This is a genomic window from Variovorax sp. V93, assembly GCF_041154485.1.
GTDB classification, from domain to species: domain Bacteria; phylum Pseudomonadota; class Gammaproteobacteria; order Burkholderiales; family Burkholderiaceae_C; genus Variovorax; species Variovorax beijingensis_A.
In genome coordinates, this window is the sequence record NZ_AP028669.1 from 2638421 (window position 1) to 2655305 (window position 16885).

Here is a 16885-nt window from a genome sequence, read left to right on the forward strand (position 1 = left end):
CGAAGAACCCGCGTTCATTCACACCGAGATCAGCCATGAGCCTTCGTCCCACCCTCGACTTCCTGCTCTACGATTGGCTCGACGCAGAATTGCTGAGCCAGCGCGAACGCTTTGCCGACCATTCGCGCGAAACCTTCGACGCGGTGCTCGACACCTGCGAGCGCATTGCGCGCGAGAAGTACGCGCCGGCCAATCGCATCGTCGACACGCAGGAGCCGCACTTCGATGGCGAGAAGGTCGTGCTGCCGCAGGCCACGCACGATGCGCACAGGGCCTTTGTCGAATCGGGAATGATGAGCGCGGCGCAGGACTACGACATCGGCGGCATGCAGCTGCCCTACACGCTGCAGGCCGCGGCCAACAGCTTCTTCGCAATGGCCTCGGTCAGCATCGGCTCGAACATGCTCACCAGCGGCAACGCCAACCTGCTGATGGTGCACGGCACCGGGATGCAGAAGGATGTGTTCGCCAAGAACGAGTTCTCGGGCCGCTGGGCCGGCACCATGTGCCTGTCCGAGCCGCAGGCCGGCTCGTCGCTGAGCGACGTGGCCACGCGCGCCGTGCCCGATGGCGACGACTACCAGAGCGATCCGCTCGGGCCGCGCTACCGGCTCACGGGCAACAAGATGTGGATCTCGGCGGGCGACCATGAACTGACCGAGAACATCGTGCACATCGTGCTCGCGAAGATTCCGGACGCGAATGGCAAGCTGGTGCCGGGCACGCGCGGAATCTCGCTGTTCATCGTGCCGAAGCGCATGGTGAATACCCGAGGCGAGCTGACCGGCGAGCGCAACGACGTCGCATTGGCAGGCCTCAACCACAAGCTGGGCTGGCGCGGCACCACCAACACGCTGCTGAACTTCGGCGAGGGAAAGTACCCGGTCGGCGGCAAGGCCGGCGCGGTGGGCTACCTGGTCGGCGAGCCGGGCAAGGGACTGCACTGCATGTTCCACATGATGAACGAGGCGCGCATCGGCGTCGGCACGGCCGCCACCATGCTGGGCATGGCCGGCTACCACGCCTCGCTCGACTACGCGAAGACCCGGCCGCAGGGCCGGCTCGTGAAGAAGGCGGAGCAGCCCGGCACGGCGGTCGCGAAGGACTCGGCCAGCCCGCAGGTGCGCATCATCGAGCATGCCGACGTGCGTCGCATGCTGCTTGCGCAGAAGGCCTACTGCGAAGGCGCGCTGGCGCTGGAACTGTACTGCGCGCGGCTGGTCGACGAGCAGAAGACCGGCGAGGCGCAGGCTGCCGACGGCGCGCGCCTGCTGCTGGAGGTGCTCACGCCCATTGCCAAGAGCTGGCCCAGCGAGTGGTGCCTGGAAGCCAATTCGCTGGCCATCCAGGTGCATGGCGGATACGGCTACACGCGCGATTTTCCGGTGGAGCAGTACTGGCGCGACAACCGCCTGAACATGATCCACGAAGGCACGCACGGCATCCAGGCGGCCGACCTGCTGGGCCGCAAGGTGCTGATGGAAAAGGGCCGCGGCCTGCAACTGCTGGGCGGGCGCATCGCCGAAACCATCGGCCGCGCCGCCAAGGGGCCCGGGCTCGCGGCGCATGCCAAGGCGCTGGAGGCCGCATGGCAGCGCATAGTCGGCGCCACCGAGGCCGCCTGGTCCACCGGCGACCCGGCCGATGCGCTGGCCAACGCCGTGCCCTACATGCAGGCCTTCGGCCATACCGTGCTGGCCTGGATCTGGCTGGACGTGGCGCGGCGGGCGCTTGAAATCGATGCGGACAAGGCGAGGGCGGTAACAGCTGGCAAGATAGGCGCCACGGACTACTTCTTCCACTACGAGCTGCCGAAAATCGGTGCCTGGCTCAACGTGGTCGAGAGCCGCGACCCTACCTGTACAGCACTGCCCGAGGACGCTTTTTGACAATGGCCAACGCCGCCCCCAACAACACGCCCAACCCCGCCAAGCCGCCGAAGCCGCACGCGCGGCTCGAGAAGTGGATCTGGATCCTGATCTACGGCGGCCTGCTTTTCATGATTCTCGGCATTGCCACGGGCCGCACCGAGCCGGCGCTCGGCTGGTCGATGGCCGTGCCCGGCGCCGTGGTCGCGCTGGTGGGCGTCGTGCTGATCTACGTGCGCTCGCGCCTCAACGACAAATAACCGCAAAGACAAACCATGCTCAAGCACATCGTGATGTGGAAGTTCAAGGAACATGCCGAAGGCGCCGACAAGGCGACCAACCTTCTCAAGGCCAAGGCGCTGCTCGATGCCTGCGCCAGGCTGTCGCCCGGCACGCTGCGTTTCGAGGTGGCCATTGCCCAGCCCGGGCTCGAAGCCACCTACGACCTGGTCCTGTATTCGGAATTCACCGACGCGGCCGCGCTCGCGGCCTATGCGGACCATCCGCAGCACGTGGCGCTGAAGCCCTTCATCGGCGCCGTGCGCGAAGCGCGCCAGTGCATGGACTACATCGCCTGAACATTCCAGACCGAACAACGGAGACTTTCCCATGACCGCCCGCACCATCCAAAAGCTGTTCGACCTCGGCGGCAAGACCGCCCTCATCACCGGCGGCTCGCGCGGCCTGGGCCTGCAGATGGCGCATGCGCTCGGCGAGGCCGGCGCGAAGATCATGCTGAGTTCGCGCAAGGCCGACGACCTGGAGCAGGCCGCGGCCGAACTGCAATCGGCCGGCATCGACGCGCGCTGGATCGCCGCCGACTGCTCGAAGGAAGAAGACACGCGCCGCCTGGCCGACGAGACACTGCAGCGCATGGGCGCGATCGACATCCTCGTGAACAACGCGGGCGCCAGCTGGGGCGCGCCGGCCGAGAGCCATCCGGTCGAGGCCTGGGACAAGGTGATGAACCTCAACGTGCGCGGCTATTTCATGCTGTCGCAGCATGTGGCCAACGGCTACATGATCCCGAAGAAGACGGGCCGCATCATCAACATCGCCTCGATCGCGGGCCTCAACGGCAACCCGCCCGAGATGCAGACGCTGGCCTACAACACCTCGAAGACGGCGGTGATCGGCTTCACGCGCACGCTGGCCGCCGAATGGGGCAAGTACAACATCAACGTGAACGCAATCTGCCCGGGCTTCTTCATGACCAAGATGGCCGCCGGCCTCATCAAGTCGCTGGGCGAGGAAAAGATGGCCTCGCATGCGCCGCTCGGGCGCCTGGGCGACGAGGAAGACCTGAAGGGCATCACGCTGCTGTACGCGAGCGATGCCGGCAAGCACATCACGGGGCAGTGGCTGGCTGTGGATGGTGGCGTGAGCGTGGTCCTCGGTGCTTGAAATGGCTGAAGATTCCAACGACATCAACATCCGCTCCTACACGAGCCAGATCCCGTTCGCGCGCCACCTGGGCTTCGAGCTCACGAAATTCGAGGGCGGCGAGTCCGAGATCATCTACACCGCCAAGCCCGAACACCTCAACACCTTCGACGTGACGCACGGCGGCGCCTGCATGACGCTGCTCGACATCACCATGGCGGCCGCGGCGCGCAGCGTGGCGCCCGAGACGGGCGTGGTCACCATCGAGATGAAGACCAGCTTCATGCAGCCTTCGGTCGGGCCTCTGCATGCGCGCGGCACGCTGATCCACCGCACCGCGACGCTGGCCTTCACCGAGGCCAGGATCTACGACGAACTGGAGCGCGTGTGCGCGCATGCCACCGGCACCTTCAAGTACGTGAAGCGCCGGCTGCCCACAGGCCCCGCGAGCGCCAACGCGATGCGCCCGCCTTCCACCGATTGATTGCATTCCCCCGGAGACACCCATGCCCACCAACAAGCAGATCCACCTCGACAACCGCCCCGACGGCGAAGCCGTTGCCAGCAACTTCAAGCTCGTGACCGCCGAGACGCCCGCGCTCAAGGACAACCAGGTGCTGGTGCGCCACCACTACATGAGCCTCGACCCGTACATGCGCGGGCGCATGAACGATTCCAAGAGCTACGCCCAGCCGCAGCCCGTGGGCCAGGTCATGCAGGGCGGCACCGCCGGCGAAGTGGTCGAGAGCAAGCACCCCAAGTACGCCGTTGGCGACAAGGTGGTGGGCTTCGGCGGCTGGCAGGAATACAGCGTGGTCGATGCCTCGCAGCCCGGCGCGCTCAAGAAGGTCGACACCACGCAGGTGCCGCTGTCGCACTACCTGGGCGCGGTCGGCATGCCGGGCGTCACGGCCTGGTATGGCCTCGTGAAGATCATTGCGCCGAAGGCCGGCGAGACGATGGTCGTCACGGCGGCCAGCGGGGCGGTGGGCAGCGCCTTCGGTGCATTGGCCAAGGCGCGCGGCTGCCGCGTGGTGGGCATTGCGGGCGGCCCGGACAAGTGCAAGTACGTGACCGACGAGCTCGGATTCGACGCCTGCATCGACTACCGCCAGCACCCCGACGTCAAGAGCATGAGCGCCGCGCTCAAGGAGGCCTGCCCGAACGGCATCGACGGCTACTTCGAGAACGTGGGCGGCTACATCTTCGACGCCGTGCTGCTGCGCGCCAACGCCTTCTCGCGCGTGGCGCTGTGCGGAATGATCGCGGGCTACGACGGGCAGCCGCTGCCGCTTGCGAACCCGGCGCTGATCCTCATCAACCGCATGAAGATCGAGGGCTTCATCGTGAGCGAGCACATGGAGGTGTGGCCCGAGGCGCTGGCCGAACTCGGTGCGCTGGTGGCCAGCGGCAAGCTCAGGCCGCGCGAGTCGGTGGCGCAAGGCATCGAGGCTGCCCCTGAGGCCTTCCTGGGTTTGCTCAAGGGCAAGAATTTCGGCAAGCAACTGGTCAAACTGATCTGATGAATTGAACGCACGGCAAGGAGGCCGGTATGCGCGCCGCGCCGGGCCGCCCCAAGCCAGCGTGCACCGCAGTGCGAAGCACGGAGGTATTCGAATGAATTCGACGCACGAGGTATTCAACCAGCCCGAGCCGCTGGTGGGCTACAACCTGTTCGAAACCAACCGGCCCCTGCGCGATGCGCTGAAGTTCAATGCGCCATCTCTTCAGCTCGCGCAGCTGAACGAACTGGGTGCGGCCATCGGCTCGGCCGAGATGCAGGCGCATGCGCGGCTCGCCAACATCCACCCGCCCGAACTGCACACGCACGACCGCTTCGGCCGGCGCATCGACGAGGTGGAGTTCCATCCGAGCTATCACGTGCTCATGGCCGCCGCCGTGGGCGCAGGCCTGCACGGCACGCCCTGGACAGGCACCTCGGCCTCGCCGCACCTGCTGCGCGCGGCCGGCTTCATGCTTTTCACCGAGCTGGAGCCGTCGATCCTTTGCCCGGTCTCCATGACCTACGCCGCCACGCCCGCATTGCGCGGCAATGCCGCCGTGTACGCCGACTGGGGCCCGAAGCTCGGCAGCCTCTGGTACGACCCCGCGCTCGCTTCGTTCAAGGACAAGCCTGGCGTGACCATGGGCATGGGCATGACCGAGAAGCAGGGCGGCTCCGACGTGCGCGCCAACACCACGCGCGCCGTGCGCGAGGCTGGCGACGCCTGGGGCGAGCGCTACGCGATCACCGGCCACAAGTGGTTCTTCTCGGCGCCGATGTGCGATGCCTTCCTGGTGTTGGCCCAGGCGCCGGCCGGCCTGAGCTGCTTCTTCCTGCCGCGCGTGCTGCCCGACGGCACGCGCAACGCCATCCACATCCAGCGCCTGAAGGACAAGCTCGGCAACAAGGCCAACGCCAGTTCCGAGGTCGAGTTCCACGGCGCCAGCGCGTGGCTCGTGGGCGAAGAGGGTCGCGGCATTCCGCAGATCCTCGAGATGGGCACCATGACCCGGCTCGACTGCGCGCTGGGCACCAGCGGCCTGATGCGGCAGGCGCTGAGCATCGCGCTCAACCATGCGAGCCAGCGCATGGCCTTCGGCAAACCGCTGATCGGGCAGCCGCTCATGAAGAACGTGCTGGCTGACCTGGCCCTGGAGAGCGAAGCCTCGACCGCGCTGGCCATCCGCCTCGCGCGGGCCTTCGACCGGCAGGCCGACGAGCACGAGCGCCTGATGGCACGCCTGCTCACGCCGGTCGCCAAGTTCTGGATCTGCAAGCGCGGCAGCCACTTTGCGCAAGAGGCCATGGAATGCCTTGGCGGCAACGGCTATGTGGAAGAGGGCGGCGAAGGCATCATGGCGCGCATCTACCGCGAGATGCCGCTCAACTCGATCTGGGAAGGCGCAGGCAACATCATGGCGCTCGACCTGCTGCGGGGCCTGCGCAAGGGCGATGCGGTGGCCGCATTGGCCAAGGAGCTGGCGCCCGCGCGCGGCCAGCATGCGGCGCTCGACCGTCTGGCCGACGCGCTGCCGGCACGCATCGAGGCCATGGCTTCCGAGGCCGAGGCGCGACGCCTCGCGCAGGACGTGGCCCTGGCCGTGCAAGCGGCGTTACTCGCGCAGACCGCACCGCCGGCCGTCGTGGGCGCCTTCTGCGCATCGCGGCTGGGCGGCGACTGGGGCAACGTGTTCGGCACGCTGGGTGCGGGCACCGATTTCGATTCGATCATCGGGCGTGCGCAGCCGCGCTGAGCTCGGCAACACACTCATCCACGGGAAACCAGCACATGGCCGAACTCATCCTGCACCACTACAACACCTCGCCGTTCTCCGAGAAGGTGCGGCTCATCCTCGGCGCCAAGAAGCTGCCGTGGAAATCGGTGCTCATTCCGCCCATCATGCCCAAGCCCGACGTGGAGGTGCTCACGGGCGGCTACCGCAAGACGCCGTTCCTGCAGATCGGCGCCGACATCTACTGCGACAGCGCGCTGATCGCCGACGTGCTCGAGCACCTGCAGCCCGAAGCCACGCTCTACCCCGAGCCTGAAAAAGGCATGTCGCGCATCCTCGCGCAGTGGGCCGACACCACCCTGTTCTGGGCCGCCATGGCCTGGAGCATGCAGCCCCGGGGCGCGGCCGAGATCTTCGCCAAGGCGCCGCCCGAGGCCGCCAGGGCCTTCGGCGAAGACCGCGCGAAGATGAGCACGGGCAACATGACGCGGCTGCGTCCGGCCGACGCCACCAGTGCCTACAAGTCGTACCTGCGCCGCCTGTCCGACATGCTCGACGACAAGCCCTACCTGCTGGGCGAGGTGCCGTGCATCACCGACTTCTCGGTCTATCACCCGCTCTGGTACACGCGCCGCATCGACTCGGTGCGCGGCATCCTCGACCTCACGCCCGCGGTCATCGACTGGATGGAGCGCATGGCCGCGATCGGCCATGGCAGCATCGAAAAATCCAGCTCGGACGAAGCCATCGCCATCGCCAAGGCCGCCACGCCGCACACGCTGCTGACCGACAGCACCTTCCAGGACGACCATGGCATTGCGCTGGGCAGTGCGGCCACCGTCCGGGCCGAGAGTTTCGGCCTGGAGGAAACGCCCGGCACGCTGGTGGCCGCCACGCGCACGCACTACACGCTGGAGCGCAGCCACGAGCGCGTCGGCACGGTGCACGTGCACTTTCCACGCATCGGCTACGTGCTGAAGCAAGCCGAAGCCTGAAGTCCCCGAGCGGGCACCTTCGTGACTGCGCCGTGGCGTGTTCCGTATTTCAATAGCGGTTCCAACGTCAGTCAGAGACATTCAACGCAAGAAGGAACCGGCAAATGATTCAGGACTTCAAGGGCAAGACGGCCGTACTCACCGGCGCGGGTTCGGGCTTCGGCCTCGAGTGCGCGCGCATCGGCGCCACGCGCGGCATGAACCTCGTGCTGGTCGACGTGCAGCAGGACGCGCTCGACAAGGCCCGCGCCGAGATGGAGGCCGCCGGCGCGCAGGTGCTGGCGCGCAAGGTCGACGTATCGGACGCCGCGCAGATGGAAGCCCTGGCCCTTGCGGTGAAGGAGCGCTTCGGCGCGCCGCACTTCGTGTTCAACAACGCAGGCGTGGGCGCGGGCGGCCTGGTGTGGGAGAACACCGTGGCCGACTGGGAGTGGGTACTGGGCGTGGACCTGTGGGGCGTGATCCACGGCGTACGCCTGTTCACGCCGATGATGCTCGAGGCCGCCGCGAAAGACCCGGCCTACCGCGGCCACATCACCAACACCGCGAGCATGGCCGGGCTGCTCACGCCGCCCAACATGGGCATCTACAACGCCGCCAAGGCCGCGGTCGTGAGCCTCACCGAGACGCTGTACCAGGACCTGACGCTGGTCACGGACCAGATCGGCGCGAGCCTCCTGTGCCCGTATTTCGTGCCCACGGGCATCACGAGCAGCGAGCGCAACCGGCCGAACGCGCCCAAGGAAACCGAGCTCACCAGGAGCCAGCTCATTGGCCAGGCCATGAGCAACAAGGCGGTGAGCAGCGGCAAGATCACGGCGGCCGAAGTGGCGGCAAAGGTGTTCGATGCGATCAGCGACAACCAGTTCTATGTGTTCAGCCACCCGAAGGCGCTGGGCAACGTGCGCAGCCGCATGGAGAACATCGTGGCGGTCAAGAACCCGGCCGATCCGTTCCTCGAGCGGCCGGAGATCGGGCAGAAGCTGCGGGAGCAACTGCGCGGGGGATGAAAGGCTGGCGCCGGGGACGCTCGCGGATGGGTTTCAGGCCTTCGAAGCCTGCGACGCGATCCACTCCCACACGGCTCGCACGGCCGGCTCGCCTTCATGCCCGGCGGCCACCGCGAGAAAGTAGCTGCCCGTGTCGAGCGCCGGGCCGAAGGGCTGCACCAGCGCGCCGCTGCGCAGTTCCTCGGCCGCGAGTGTGAGGCTCAGGAGCGCGACGCCGTGGCCCGCGAGCGCGGCCAGGATGGCGTGGGTCTCGTCCGAGAACGACAGGCCCGCGGCCTTCATTGAGCGGCCCCGCGGCGGCGCGAGGCCGGCCTCCTTGAACCAGCGCGGCCACAGCGCGGGCGCTGCGGCGCCGGGCTGCCAGTCGCAATGGATCAGCTGGTGCTTCGGCAGGTCGGCCGCGCGCTTCAGGCCCAGCATCGGGCTGCACAGCGGCGCGTAGCGCTCGGGCATCAGCTCGCGCGACACCAGGCCCGGCCAGTTGCCGCTGCCTGATCGAACGGCAATGTCGGCGCCGCCGCGCGCCAGGTCGACCAGCGTGTCGCTCGCATGCAGCCGCAGCTCGATGCCGGGACAGGCCTTGCGGAAGGCCGCCATGCGCGGCAGCACCCAGCGTGCTGCGAAGGCGGTGTTGGTGGTGAGCGTGACGGCCTGCGAGACCGAGGGCCGGCGCAGCCTTTCGACGCCGGCCTCCAGTGCGTCGAAGCCCGCGCGCAGGTCGTCGAACAGCCGCTCGCCCGCGGGCGTCAGCGCGAGCTGCCGCGTGAGCCGGCGGAACAGTGGACGGCCCAGCGTGTCTTCGAGCGCGCGCACCTGGTGGCTGATGGCCGAAGGCGTGACCGAAAGCTCCAGCGCCGCGCGCTGGAAGCTCAGGTGCGCGGCCGCCGCCTCGAAGGCCCGCAGCGAGAGCAGGGGAGGGAGGCGCCGGGGGCGCCGGATGGATGAGCCAAACTCGTTCATCGATGGAGAAATGATCGTTTGTCGAAGGTCTTGCACGTCTTTAGATTCAGGACCAGCGCCGCCATTGTGGCAGTGCAAGACAGAACAGGCTAATTCATCCATGAACCCAATGAACCTCCTTCATATCGACGCCAGTGCCCGTCCGGGCCGCTCCGGCATCGATCCCCATGGCTCGCACACGCGCCGGCTGTCGGCGCGCTTCGTCGAGCGCTGGCGCGAGGCGCGGCCGGTGGACCGCGTCGATTACCTCGACGTGGGCCGGCATCCGCCCGCGCATGTCGATGCCCGATGGATCCACGCGGCCTTCACCGCGCCCGCCGATCGCGAACCCTGGATGGCCGACGTGCTGGCCGAGAGCGACCGCCTGGTCGACCAGCTCGTGGCCGCCGACCTGATCGTGGTGGGCCTGCCGATGTACAACTTCAGCGTGCCTGCGCAGTTCAAGGCCTGGATCGACAACATCGTGCGCGTGGGCCGCACCTTCGGCTTCGATCGCTCGCGCGGTGCGGTGCCGTACTGGCCGATGCTCGCCGATGCGGGCAAGCGCATGGTGCTGCTCGGCGCGCGCGGCGACCACGGCTACGACCCGGGCGGCCGCATCGCGCACCTGAACCATGCCGAGCGCACGGTGCGCTCGGTGTTCGGCTACATCGGCATCACCGAGGTGTTCGAGGCGGCGGTGGAGTGCGACGAGTTCGGCGGCGAGCAACTGGCCGAGTCGCTGCGGCAGGCGGAGCAGAAGGTCGACGGCCTGGTCGACCAGCTCGCGGCCGAGCCGCGGTCAGCTCACACCGCCACCGGGCTGCGCTCCGCGAACTGACCATTCCAGTACGGGTAGTAAGGGTAGGGCGGCGTCACCGCGCTGGCCGCGTCGAGCCGCTGGATCTGGTCTGCGCTGAGCTGCCAGCCGAGCGCGCCGAGGTTCTGCCTGAGCTGCTCTTCGTTGCGCGCACCGATGAGCACGCTCGACACGGTGGGCCGCTGCAGCAGCCAGTTGAGCGCGATCTGCGGCAAGGTCTTGCCGGTTTCCTCGGCCACCTGGTCCATCGCATCGACCACGCGGTAGAGGCGCTCGTCGTCCACGGGCGGCGCGAAGCCGGCAGTTTCATGCAAGCGGCTTCCGGCGGGCAGCGGCTGGCCGCGCCGCAGCTTGCCGGTCAGCCGGCCCCAGCCGAGCGGGCTCCAGACGATGGCGCCCAGGCCCTGGTCCAGGCCCAGCGGCATCAGTTCGAATTCGTAGTCGCGGCCGATCAGCGAGTAGTAGGTCTGGTTGGCCACGAAGCGCTGCAGCCCGAGCCGGTCGGAGGCCGAGAGCGACTTCATCAGCTGCCAGCCCGAGAAGTTCGAGGCACCGATCAGCCGCACCTTGCCCGCGCGCACCAGGTCGTCGAGCGTGTCGAGCACCATCTCGACCGGCGTCATCGCGTCGAAGGCGTGCAGCTGGAGGATGTCGATGTAGTCGGTGTCCAGGCGCTTGAGTGCGGCATCGGTTGCGGCGATCAGGTGGTGGCGCGAGGCGCCGACATCGTTCGGCCCGTCGCCGGCGCGCAGCGCGAGCTTGGTCGAGATGATGGCCTTGTCGCGCCGGCCCTTGAGCGCGGCGCCGAGGATCGATTCCGAAGCACCGTTCGAATACACGTCGGCCGTGTCGAACAGCGTCACGCCGGCATCCAGCGCCAGGTCGACGATGCTGCGCGCGCCCTCCACGTCGGTGTTGCCCCAGGCGCTGAAGAGCGGACCCTGCCCGCCGAAGGTGCCGGCGCCGAAGCCGAGTGCGGGGACCTTGAAGCCGGAGCGGCCGAGAAAGCGTTGTTCCATGATGTTTGTCTTTATGGTCGTTGAAAAAGATGAGGAGTTCAGGCCTGTGCCGACGCGCAATCGGACGCCCTGGCATTGCCGCGTTCGCGCCGGTCGAGCGAACGGCTCCAGAGCGCGATCGCCAGCCCCGCGAGCGTGAGCAGCGCCGCCACCCAGCCGAGCGCGCGCAGGCCCGGACCATGGTCGATGACCACGCCGCCCACCCAGGCGCCGAGCGCATTGCCCAGGTTGAAGGCCGCGATGTTGAGGCTCGACGCCAGGTTCTGGCCCGCGCCCGAGGCCTTCTCGAGCACGCGCAGCTGCATCGGCGCCACGGTGGCGAACGAAGCGATGCCGAGCAGGCCGACGAACACCACGGCCGCGAACGGCGTCCCGATGCTGAACTGCATCGCGCCCAGCACCGCGGCCAGCGCCACCAGCGTACCGAGCACGGCCGGCATGGTCGACCTGTCGGCCAGCCTGCCGCCGAGGATGTTGCCCACGGCCAGGCCACCGCCGAACACCAGCAGGATCGGCGACACCACCGATTCGGACAGGCCCGTGACCTGCGTCAGCAAGGGCTGGATGTAGGTGAACACCACGAACACGCCCGCGTAGCCGAGCACCGTCATCGCCAGGCCGAGCAGCACCTGCGGCCGCGCGAGCACTGCGAGTTCCTCGCGCAGCGGCGCCGGCCTGGCTTCGCCCTTGACGTGGGGCACGAACACGGCAAGCACCGTGAAGGCCAGCACGCCGATCAGCGTCACCGCCCAGAAGGTGGCGCGCCAGCCGTAGTGCAGCCCGAGCCAGGCGCCGGCGGGTACGCCCAGCAGTGTGGCGGCCGTGAGGCCGGTGAACATGATGGCGATGGCCGAGGCGCGCCGTTCCGGCGCCACGAGCCCAGTGGCCACCACCGAGCCGACGCCGAAGAAGGTGCCGTGCGCGAGCGAGGTGACCACGCGCGCGGCCATCAGCAGCTCGTAGCTGGGCGCGAGCGCGCAGGCCAGGTTGCCGAGCGTGAAGATCGCCATCAGCGCGAGCAGCACGGTCTTGCGCGGCAGCTTGCGGGTGGCGATGGTCAGGATCGGCGCACCCACGGCCACCCCGAGCGCATAGCCCGAGATCAGCAGGCCGGCGGCCGTGATGGAGACGTGCAGATCCGACGAGACCTGCAGCAGCAGGCCCATGATGACGAATTCGGTGGTGCCTATTCCGAAGGCACCGGCGGTAAGGGCGAGTAGAGCGATTGGCATGATGCCCTGTACTGTGCGGGCATCCGGCATCGATGACTAGAATGCCGCTGCTACACGCACTTGTGAATTGAAGTCACAGACAAGGACACCCGCCATGCCGCGCATCGACGTCAACCGCTCCGGCGAAATGGAAGCCTTCGTGCAGGTGGTCGAAGCCGGCGGCTTTTCCGCGGCGGCGCGGCTGCTCGACATGACGCCTTCGGCGGTGAGCAAGCTGGTCGCACGGCTCGAATTGCGGCTGGGCATCCAGCTGGTGTACCGCTCCACGCGCAAGCTGCAGCTCACGCCCGAAGGCCTGCATTTCTACGAGCGCAGCACGCGCGTGCTGGCCGACATGGACGAGGCCGAGCGTTGCGCCGCCGCCGGCGCTGCGCCGCGCGGGCGCGTGAGCATCAACGCGAGCGTGTCCTTCGGGCACCACAAGCTGGTTCCGCTGGTGCCGCGCCTGCTCGAGCTGCATCCGCAGATCACGCTGGACATCGCGCTGACCGACCGCATCGTCGACCTGATGGACGAACGCGCCGACATCGCGATCCGCTGGGGCCAGCTGCCGCCGTCCGACCTGGTGGCGCGGCGCCTGGGCGAGACCAGCCAGTCCATCGTGGCCTCGCCCAGCTATCTTGCGAAGTACGGCACGCCGCACACGCCGCAGGAACTGGAGGCGCACAACCGCCTGGGCTGGTCCTACCGGCGCAACACGCCCGACTGGCCCTTGCGCGTGGATGGACGAATGGTCTCGCTGCCCGTGTCCGGGCCGGTGCGCGCGGGCGACGGCGAAACCCTGCGCCAACTGGCCCTTGCCGGCGCGGGCGTGGCGCGGCTGTCGCTGTACCACATCCAGCACGACATCGATGCGGGCCGGCTGGTGCCGCTGCTCGAGGAATTCAACCCGGGCGAGGTGGAGCCGATCCACGCGGTGTACATCGGCAAGGCCGGCACCTTGCCGGCGCGCGTGCGCGCGGTGCTCGACTTCCTGGTGGCGTACTCGGGTGTCGGAGGAGGGCGCTACACGCTCAAGCGCAGCGCGCCGATGCCCGCGAATTCCACCGCCACCTGATCGCCGCGGCGGCAGGGCACGATGCCGACCCAGGAGCCGGTGGTGACCACGGTGCCGGCCGGCGCGGTCTGCCCATGGCGCGTGACGTGGCGCAGCCAGGCCGGCAGCAGCCACGCGGGATCGGCCAGCGGATGGGTGCCTTCGCGCACCACGGTTTCGGCGTTGCCGACCTTCGTTTCGCAGCGCTGCGAAGCCCAGTCGACCGCGGCATAGGACTGCCATTCGCCGATCGCGAGCGCGCCGTGCACCTGCGAATCGGCCAGGCGCAGCAAGGCGGGCGTGGCGGCCAGGTCCTGCCAGCGCGAATCGACGATCTCGACGGAGACGGCCATGGCGTCGATGAGCGAAGCCGCATCGCCGTGGTCGAGCTGCGCGGCTTGCGCGGGCGTCACGTCCTGTCCGAGGCGCAGCGCGATCTCGGCCTCGATGCCGGGTACGTGAAAGGCAAGGTCGCTGAAATCGGCCGGGCTCGCGCGCACGCCGGCCGGGGGCAGCGGCGCATGCGTGAGCGTGGCGCTGCGCGAGCCGCCGCCGGATTTCCAATGGCGGGGGACGGCGCCGTCGTCGCCGAACCAGCCGAGCGCGGCGGCCACGGCGTCCTGCACTTCATAGGCCTGGGTTGCGTCTTGCAGCGCGTCGGTCCAGGGCGCGGCGTCGAGGGTGCGGTTGTTCCGGCGCGCGGCGATCAGCGCGTCGGCGAGGGCGGTCATCGATGAGTTCATTCGGCGATTTTCTCAGTTGCTCTGGCGTGTTGTATTTGCGGGTTCTTGTGTTCGGGCGCTGCTGTTCAGGGCGCGTGCACAGGCCACCGGGTACTCCCCTCCGCGAATGTCCCCCGTCGGCGGGAGCGCACCCCGAACAAGAGCGCTTCAAGTGTCCACATGCACCTTGCCATCCTTCACCACCTTCGCCCACTTGGCGATCTCGGTGGCAATGAACTGTTTGAACTTGTCCTGCGACCCGCCGCCATCCTCGGCGCCATAGGTGTCGAGCTTTTCCTGCACGTCGGGCATCGCGAGTGCCGTGTTGACGTCGCGGTTCACCTTCTCGGCAATGCCCTGCGGCAGCTTGCCCGGGCCCGCGAGCCCGTACCATGTGGTGGCCTCGAAACCCGCGAAGCCCTGCTCTTGCATCGTCGGCACGTTCGGATGTCCCTTGGCGCGCTTGCCGCGCGTTTGCGCCACGGCCAGCACGCGGCCGCTCTTCACGTGCGGCGTGGCCGCGGTCATGGTCTCGAAGCTGTACTGGATCTGGCCGCCCATCAGGTCGGCCAGCAGAGGGCCGCTGCCCTTGTAGGGCACATGCAGCGCATCGACCCCGGCCTGCAGCTTGAACATTTCCAGCGCCAGGTGCTGCGCCGACCCCGCGCCCGCCGAACCGAAGCTCACCGTGCCGGGCGAGGCCTTGCATGCCGCCACGATGTCCTTCACCGTGAGCGCCTTCTGCGCCGGGCTGGCGATCAGCAGGTTGGGCGTGACGCCCACCAGCACGATCGGCACGAAGTCGCGCTCCACGCTGTAGCGCAGCTTGGGCTGCAGGCTGGGCGCGAGCGCATGGCTGTTGATGTGCGCCATCAGCAGCGTGCTGCCGTCGCTGGGCTGCTGCGACACGTATTCGGCCGCCAGCACGCCGGCCACGCCGCCCTTGTTCTCGACGATGACCTGCTGGTTCCACATCACCGTGAGTTTCTGGGCCACCACGCGTGCGAGCGCATCGGTGCCGCCGCCGGGCGGAAAGCCCACCACGATGCGCACCGGCCCCGAAGGCCACTCCTGCGCGAAGAGCCGGGGCACGCCCAGCGTGGCGGCCGCGGCACCCGCGGCTTGGATCAGCGTACGTCTCTGCATCATCTTTGTCTCCAGTGGGTGTGGGGTCCGATGCGTGCCGGGCTCGAAGGCCCGGCAAGGTGGCGGCCGCCGCGCCGTTCGAGCGGCGCGCTGCGGCCGGCGTGTTCTTGCGGCTACGCGGCCTTCTGCAGGCCGGCATGCGCCGCCGCATGGCTCGCGAAATGGTCCATCGCGGCCTGCACGCCGCTGCCCGCGAGCTTGATGCCACTGAGCTTCATGCCCATCTCGACGCCCGCGACCATGGCCACCAGCGTCAGGTCGTTGCTGTCGCCCAGGTGGCCCATGCGGAACATGCGGCCCTTGAGCTTGCCCAGGCCGGTGCCCAGCGAAAGGTCGAAGCGCTGGTGGATCAGGCGGCGCAGCGCATCGGCATCGACGCCCTCGGGCGTGATCACGCCGGTGAGCACGGGCGAATACACGGCCGGGTCGGCGCACTGGATCGGCAGGCCCCAGGCATTGACTGCCGCGCGCACGCCGGCGGCCCAGCGCTGATGGCGCGCAAACACGTTGTCCAGCCCTTCGGCCAGCAGCATGTCGAGCGATTCCGACAGGCCGTAGAGCAGGTTGGTGTTGGGCGTGTAGGGCCAGTAGCCGTCCTTGTTCATCTCCACGATCTCGTCCCAGGCCCAGAACGCGCGCGGCAGCCTGGCGCTTTTCGAGGCTTCGAGCGCGCGCGGCGAGAGTGCGTTGAAGCTGATGCCCGGCGGCAGCATCAGGCCCTTCTGCGAGCCGCTGATGGTGACGTCCACGCCCCATTCGTCATGCCGGAAATCGGCGCTCGCCAAACCCGAGATGCTGTCGACCATCAGCAGGGCCGGGTGGCCCGCCGCATCGATGGCCTTGCGCACCGAGGCGATGTCGGAAGTGACGCCGGTGGAGGTTTCGTTGTGCACCACGCACACCGCCTTGATCTTCCTTTCGGTGTCCTTGCGCAGGCGGGCCTCGATGAGGTCGGCCTGCACGCCGCGGCGCCAGCTGGGTGCGGCGGGCAGCTGCTCGTCCTTGCCGGACCAGGCGAGGAATTCGGTCGACAGGCCGAGCCGCGTGGCCATCTTCTGCCACAGCGATGCGAAGTGGCCGGTCTCGTACATCAGCACGTGGTCGCCCGGGCTCAGCGTGTTGGCGAGCGCAGCCTCCCAGGCGCCGGTGCCGGAAGCGGGGTAGATCGCGACCGGATGCTTGGTCTTGAAGATCTGCTTGATGCCGCCGAGCACCTTGAGCCCCAGTGTTCCGAACTCGGGCCCGCGGTGGTCGATGGTCGGCAGGCTCATGGCCCGCAGGATGCGGTCGGGCACCGGGCTCGGCCCGGGAATCTGGAGGAAGTGGCGGCCGGTGGGATGGAGGTCGAGTTGCAGCATGGACTGTCCTTTCGCTTTCAGTTTTGCATTCAAAATTGAATTTGATGTGATGGTTTACCCTTATATGTTTGGGTTGTTGATGTCGTTTTTTGCATTCAAAATGCATTCAAGGGAAACAGA

The 16885-nt window shown here is 68.1% G+C and carries 17 protein-coding genes; 11 read left to right on the top strand and 6 right to left on the bottom strand.

All coding sequences use genetic code 11. From position 1 onward, the window contains the following. Positions 1-35: 35 nt before the first annotated feature. The 9 genes from ACAM54_RS12495 to ACAM54_RS12535 all read left to right on the top strand — a co-directional run bounded on the left by ACAM54_RS12495 (position 36) and on the right by ACAM54_RS12535 (position 8493). Positions 36-1889, top strand: a complete 1854-nt coding sequence (locus ACAM54_RS12495) for an acyl-CoA dehydrogenase (protein WP_369650877.1) — start codon at positions 36-38, stop codon at positions 1887-1889. A 2-nt stretch (positions 1890-1891) separates the two neighbouring features. Then, the gene (locus tag ACAM54_RS12500; RefSeq protein ID WP_192324630.1) at positions 1892-2128 is read left to right on the top strand and encodes a hypothetical protein; all 237 of its coding nucleotides are present in this window, start codon (positions 1892-1894) and stop codon (positions 2126-2128) included. Between the two features lie 15 nt (positions 2129-2143). Continuing rightward, positions 2144-2446: a Dabb family protein gene (locus ACAM54_RS12505; RefSeq protein WP_369650878.1), complete on the top strand. Its 303-nt coding sequence runs from the start codon at positions 2144-2146 to the stop codon at positions 2444-2446. A 31-nt stretch (positions 2447-2477) separates the two neighbouring features. Continuing rightward, a complete protein-coding gene (locus tag ACAM54_RS12510) occupies positions 2478-3272 on the top strand; it encodes an SDR family oxidoreductase (RefSeq protein ID WP_369650879.1) in 795 nt (264 codons plus the stop codon). A gap of 1 nt (position 3273) precedes the next feature. After that, positions 3274-3735: a PaaI family thioesterase gene (locus ACAM54_RS12515; protein ID WP_192324634.1), complete on the top strand. Its 462-nt coding sequence runs from the start codon at positions 3274-3276 to the stop codon at positions 3733-3735. 22 nt (positions 3736-3757) lie between these two features. After that, on the top strand, positions 3758-4774 hold the full coding sequence (locus tag ACAM54_RS12520; RefSeq protein WP_369650880.1) for an NADP-dependent oxidoreductase: 1017 nt from the start codon (positions 3758-3760) through the stop codon (positions 4772-4774). Between the two features lie 94 nt (positions 4775-4868). Further along, entirely contained in the window at positions 4869-6509 is a 1641-nt protein-coding gene (locus ACAM54_RS12525) for an isovaleryl-CoA dehydrogenase (RefSeq protein ID WP_369650881.1), read from the top strand. Positions 6510-6544: 35 nt separating this feature from the next. After that, complete coding sequence (locus ACAM54_RS12530; RefSeq protein ID WP_369650882.1) at positions 6545-7483, top strand: glutathione S-transferase family protein; 939 nt, start codon at positions 6545-6547, stop codon at positions 7481-7483. Between the two features lie 104 nt (positions 7484-7587). Next, positions 7588-8493, top strand: coding sequence for an SDR family oxidoreductase (locus tag ACAM54_RS12535; protein ID WP_145747427.1), 906 nt, complete (start codon positions 7588-7590; stop codon positions 8491-8493). Between the two features lie 33 nt (positions 8494-8526). Here ACAM54_RS12535 and ACAM54_RS12540 read toward each other — a convergent pair whose 3' ends face one another. Next, entirely contained in the window at positions 8527-9453 is a 927-nt protein-coding gene (locus ACAM54_RS12540; protein WP_369650883.1) for a LysR substrate-binding domain-containing protein, read from the bottom strand. Positions 9454-9553: 100 nt separating this feature from the next. Here ACAM54_RS12540 and ACAM54_RS12545 point away from each other — a divergent pair, with 100 nt between their 5' ends. Next, a complete protein-coding gene (locus ACAM54_RS12545; RefSeq protein ID WP_369650884.1) occupies positions 9554-10273 on the top strand; it encodes an FMN-dependent NADH-azoreductase in 720 nt (239 codons plus the stop codon). Here ACAM54_RS12545 and ACAM54_RS12550 read toward each other — a convergent pair. Beyond that, the gene (locus tag ACAM54_RS12550) at positions 10240-11271 is read right to left on the bottom strand and encodes an aldo/keto reductase (RefSeq protein ID WP_145747430.1); all 1032 of its coding nucleotides are present in this window, start codon (positions 11269-11271) and stop codon (positions 10240-10242) included. The two genes, ACAM54_RS12545 and ACAM54_RS12550, sit on opposite strands and share 34 nt — an antisense overlap. Before the next feature lie 38 nt (positions 11272-11309). Continuing rightward, a complete protein-coding gene (locus ACAM54_RS12555; protein WP_369650885.1) occupies positions 11310-12503 on the bottom strand; it encodes an MFS transporter in 1194 nt (397 codons plus the stop codon). A 94-nt stretch (positions 12504-12597) separates the two neighbouring features. Between ACAM54_RS12555 and ACAM54_RS12560 the strand changes: the two genes are divergently transcribed. Next, entirely contained in the window at positions 12598-13560 is a 963-nt protein-coding gene (locus tag ACAM54_RS12560) for a LysR substrate-binding domain-containing protein (protein WP_369650886.1), read from the top strand. Here ACAM54_RS12560 and ACAM54_RS12565 read toward each other — a convergent pair. The 3 genes from ACAM54_RS12565 to ACAM54_RS12575 all read right to left on the bottom strand — a co-directional run bounded on the left by ACAM54_RS12565 (position 13509) and on the right by ACAM54_RS12575 (position 16765). Further along, positions 13509-14282: a fumarylacetoacetate hydrolase family protein gene (locus tag ACAM54_RS12565; RefSeq protein ID WP_369650887.1), complete on the bottom strand. Its 774-nt coding sequence runs from the start codon at positions 14280-14282 to the stop codon at positions 13509-13511. The genes ACAM54_RS12560 and ACAM54_RS12565 overlap by 52 nt on opposite strands. 147 nt (positions 14283-14429) lie before the next feature. Further along, positions 14430-15407, bottom strand: coding sequence for a tripartite tricarboxylate transporter substrate binding protein (locus ACAM54_RS12570; protein ID WP_186454309.1), 978 nt, complete (start codon positions 15405-15407; stop codon positions 14430-14432). 113 nt (positions 15408-15520) lie between these two features. Beyond that, positions 15521-16765 carry an alanine--glyoxylate aminotransferase family protein gene (locus ACAM54_RS12575; RefSeq protein WP_145747435.1) on the bottom strand — a complete coding sequence of 415 codons (1245 nt, stop codon included), beginning with the start codon at positions 16763-16765 and terminating at the stop codon, positions 15521-15523. Positions 16766-16885: the final 120 nt, after the last annotated feature.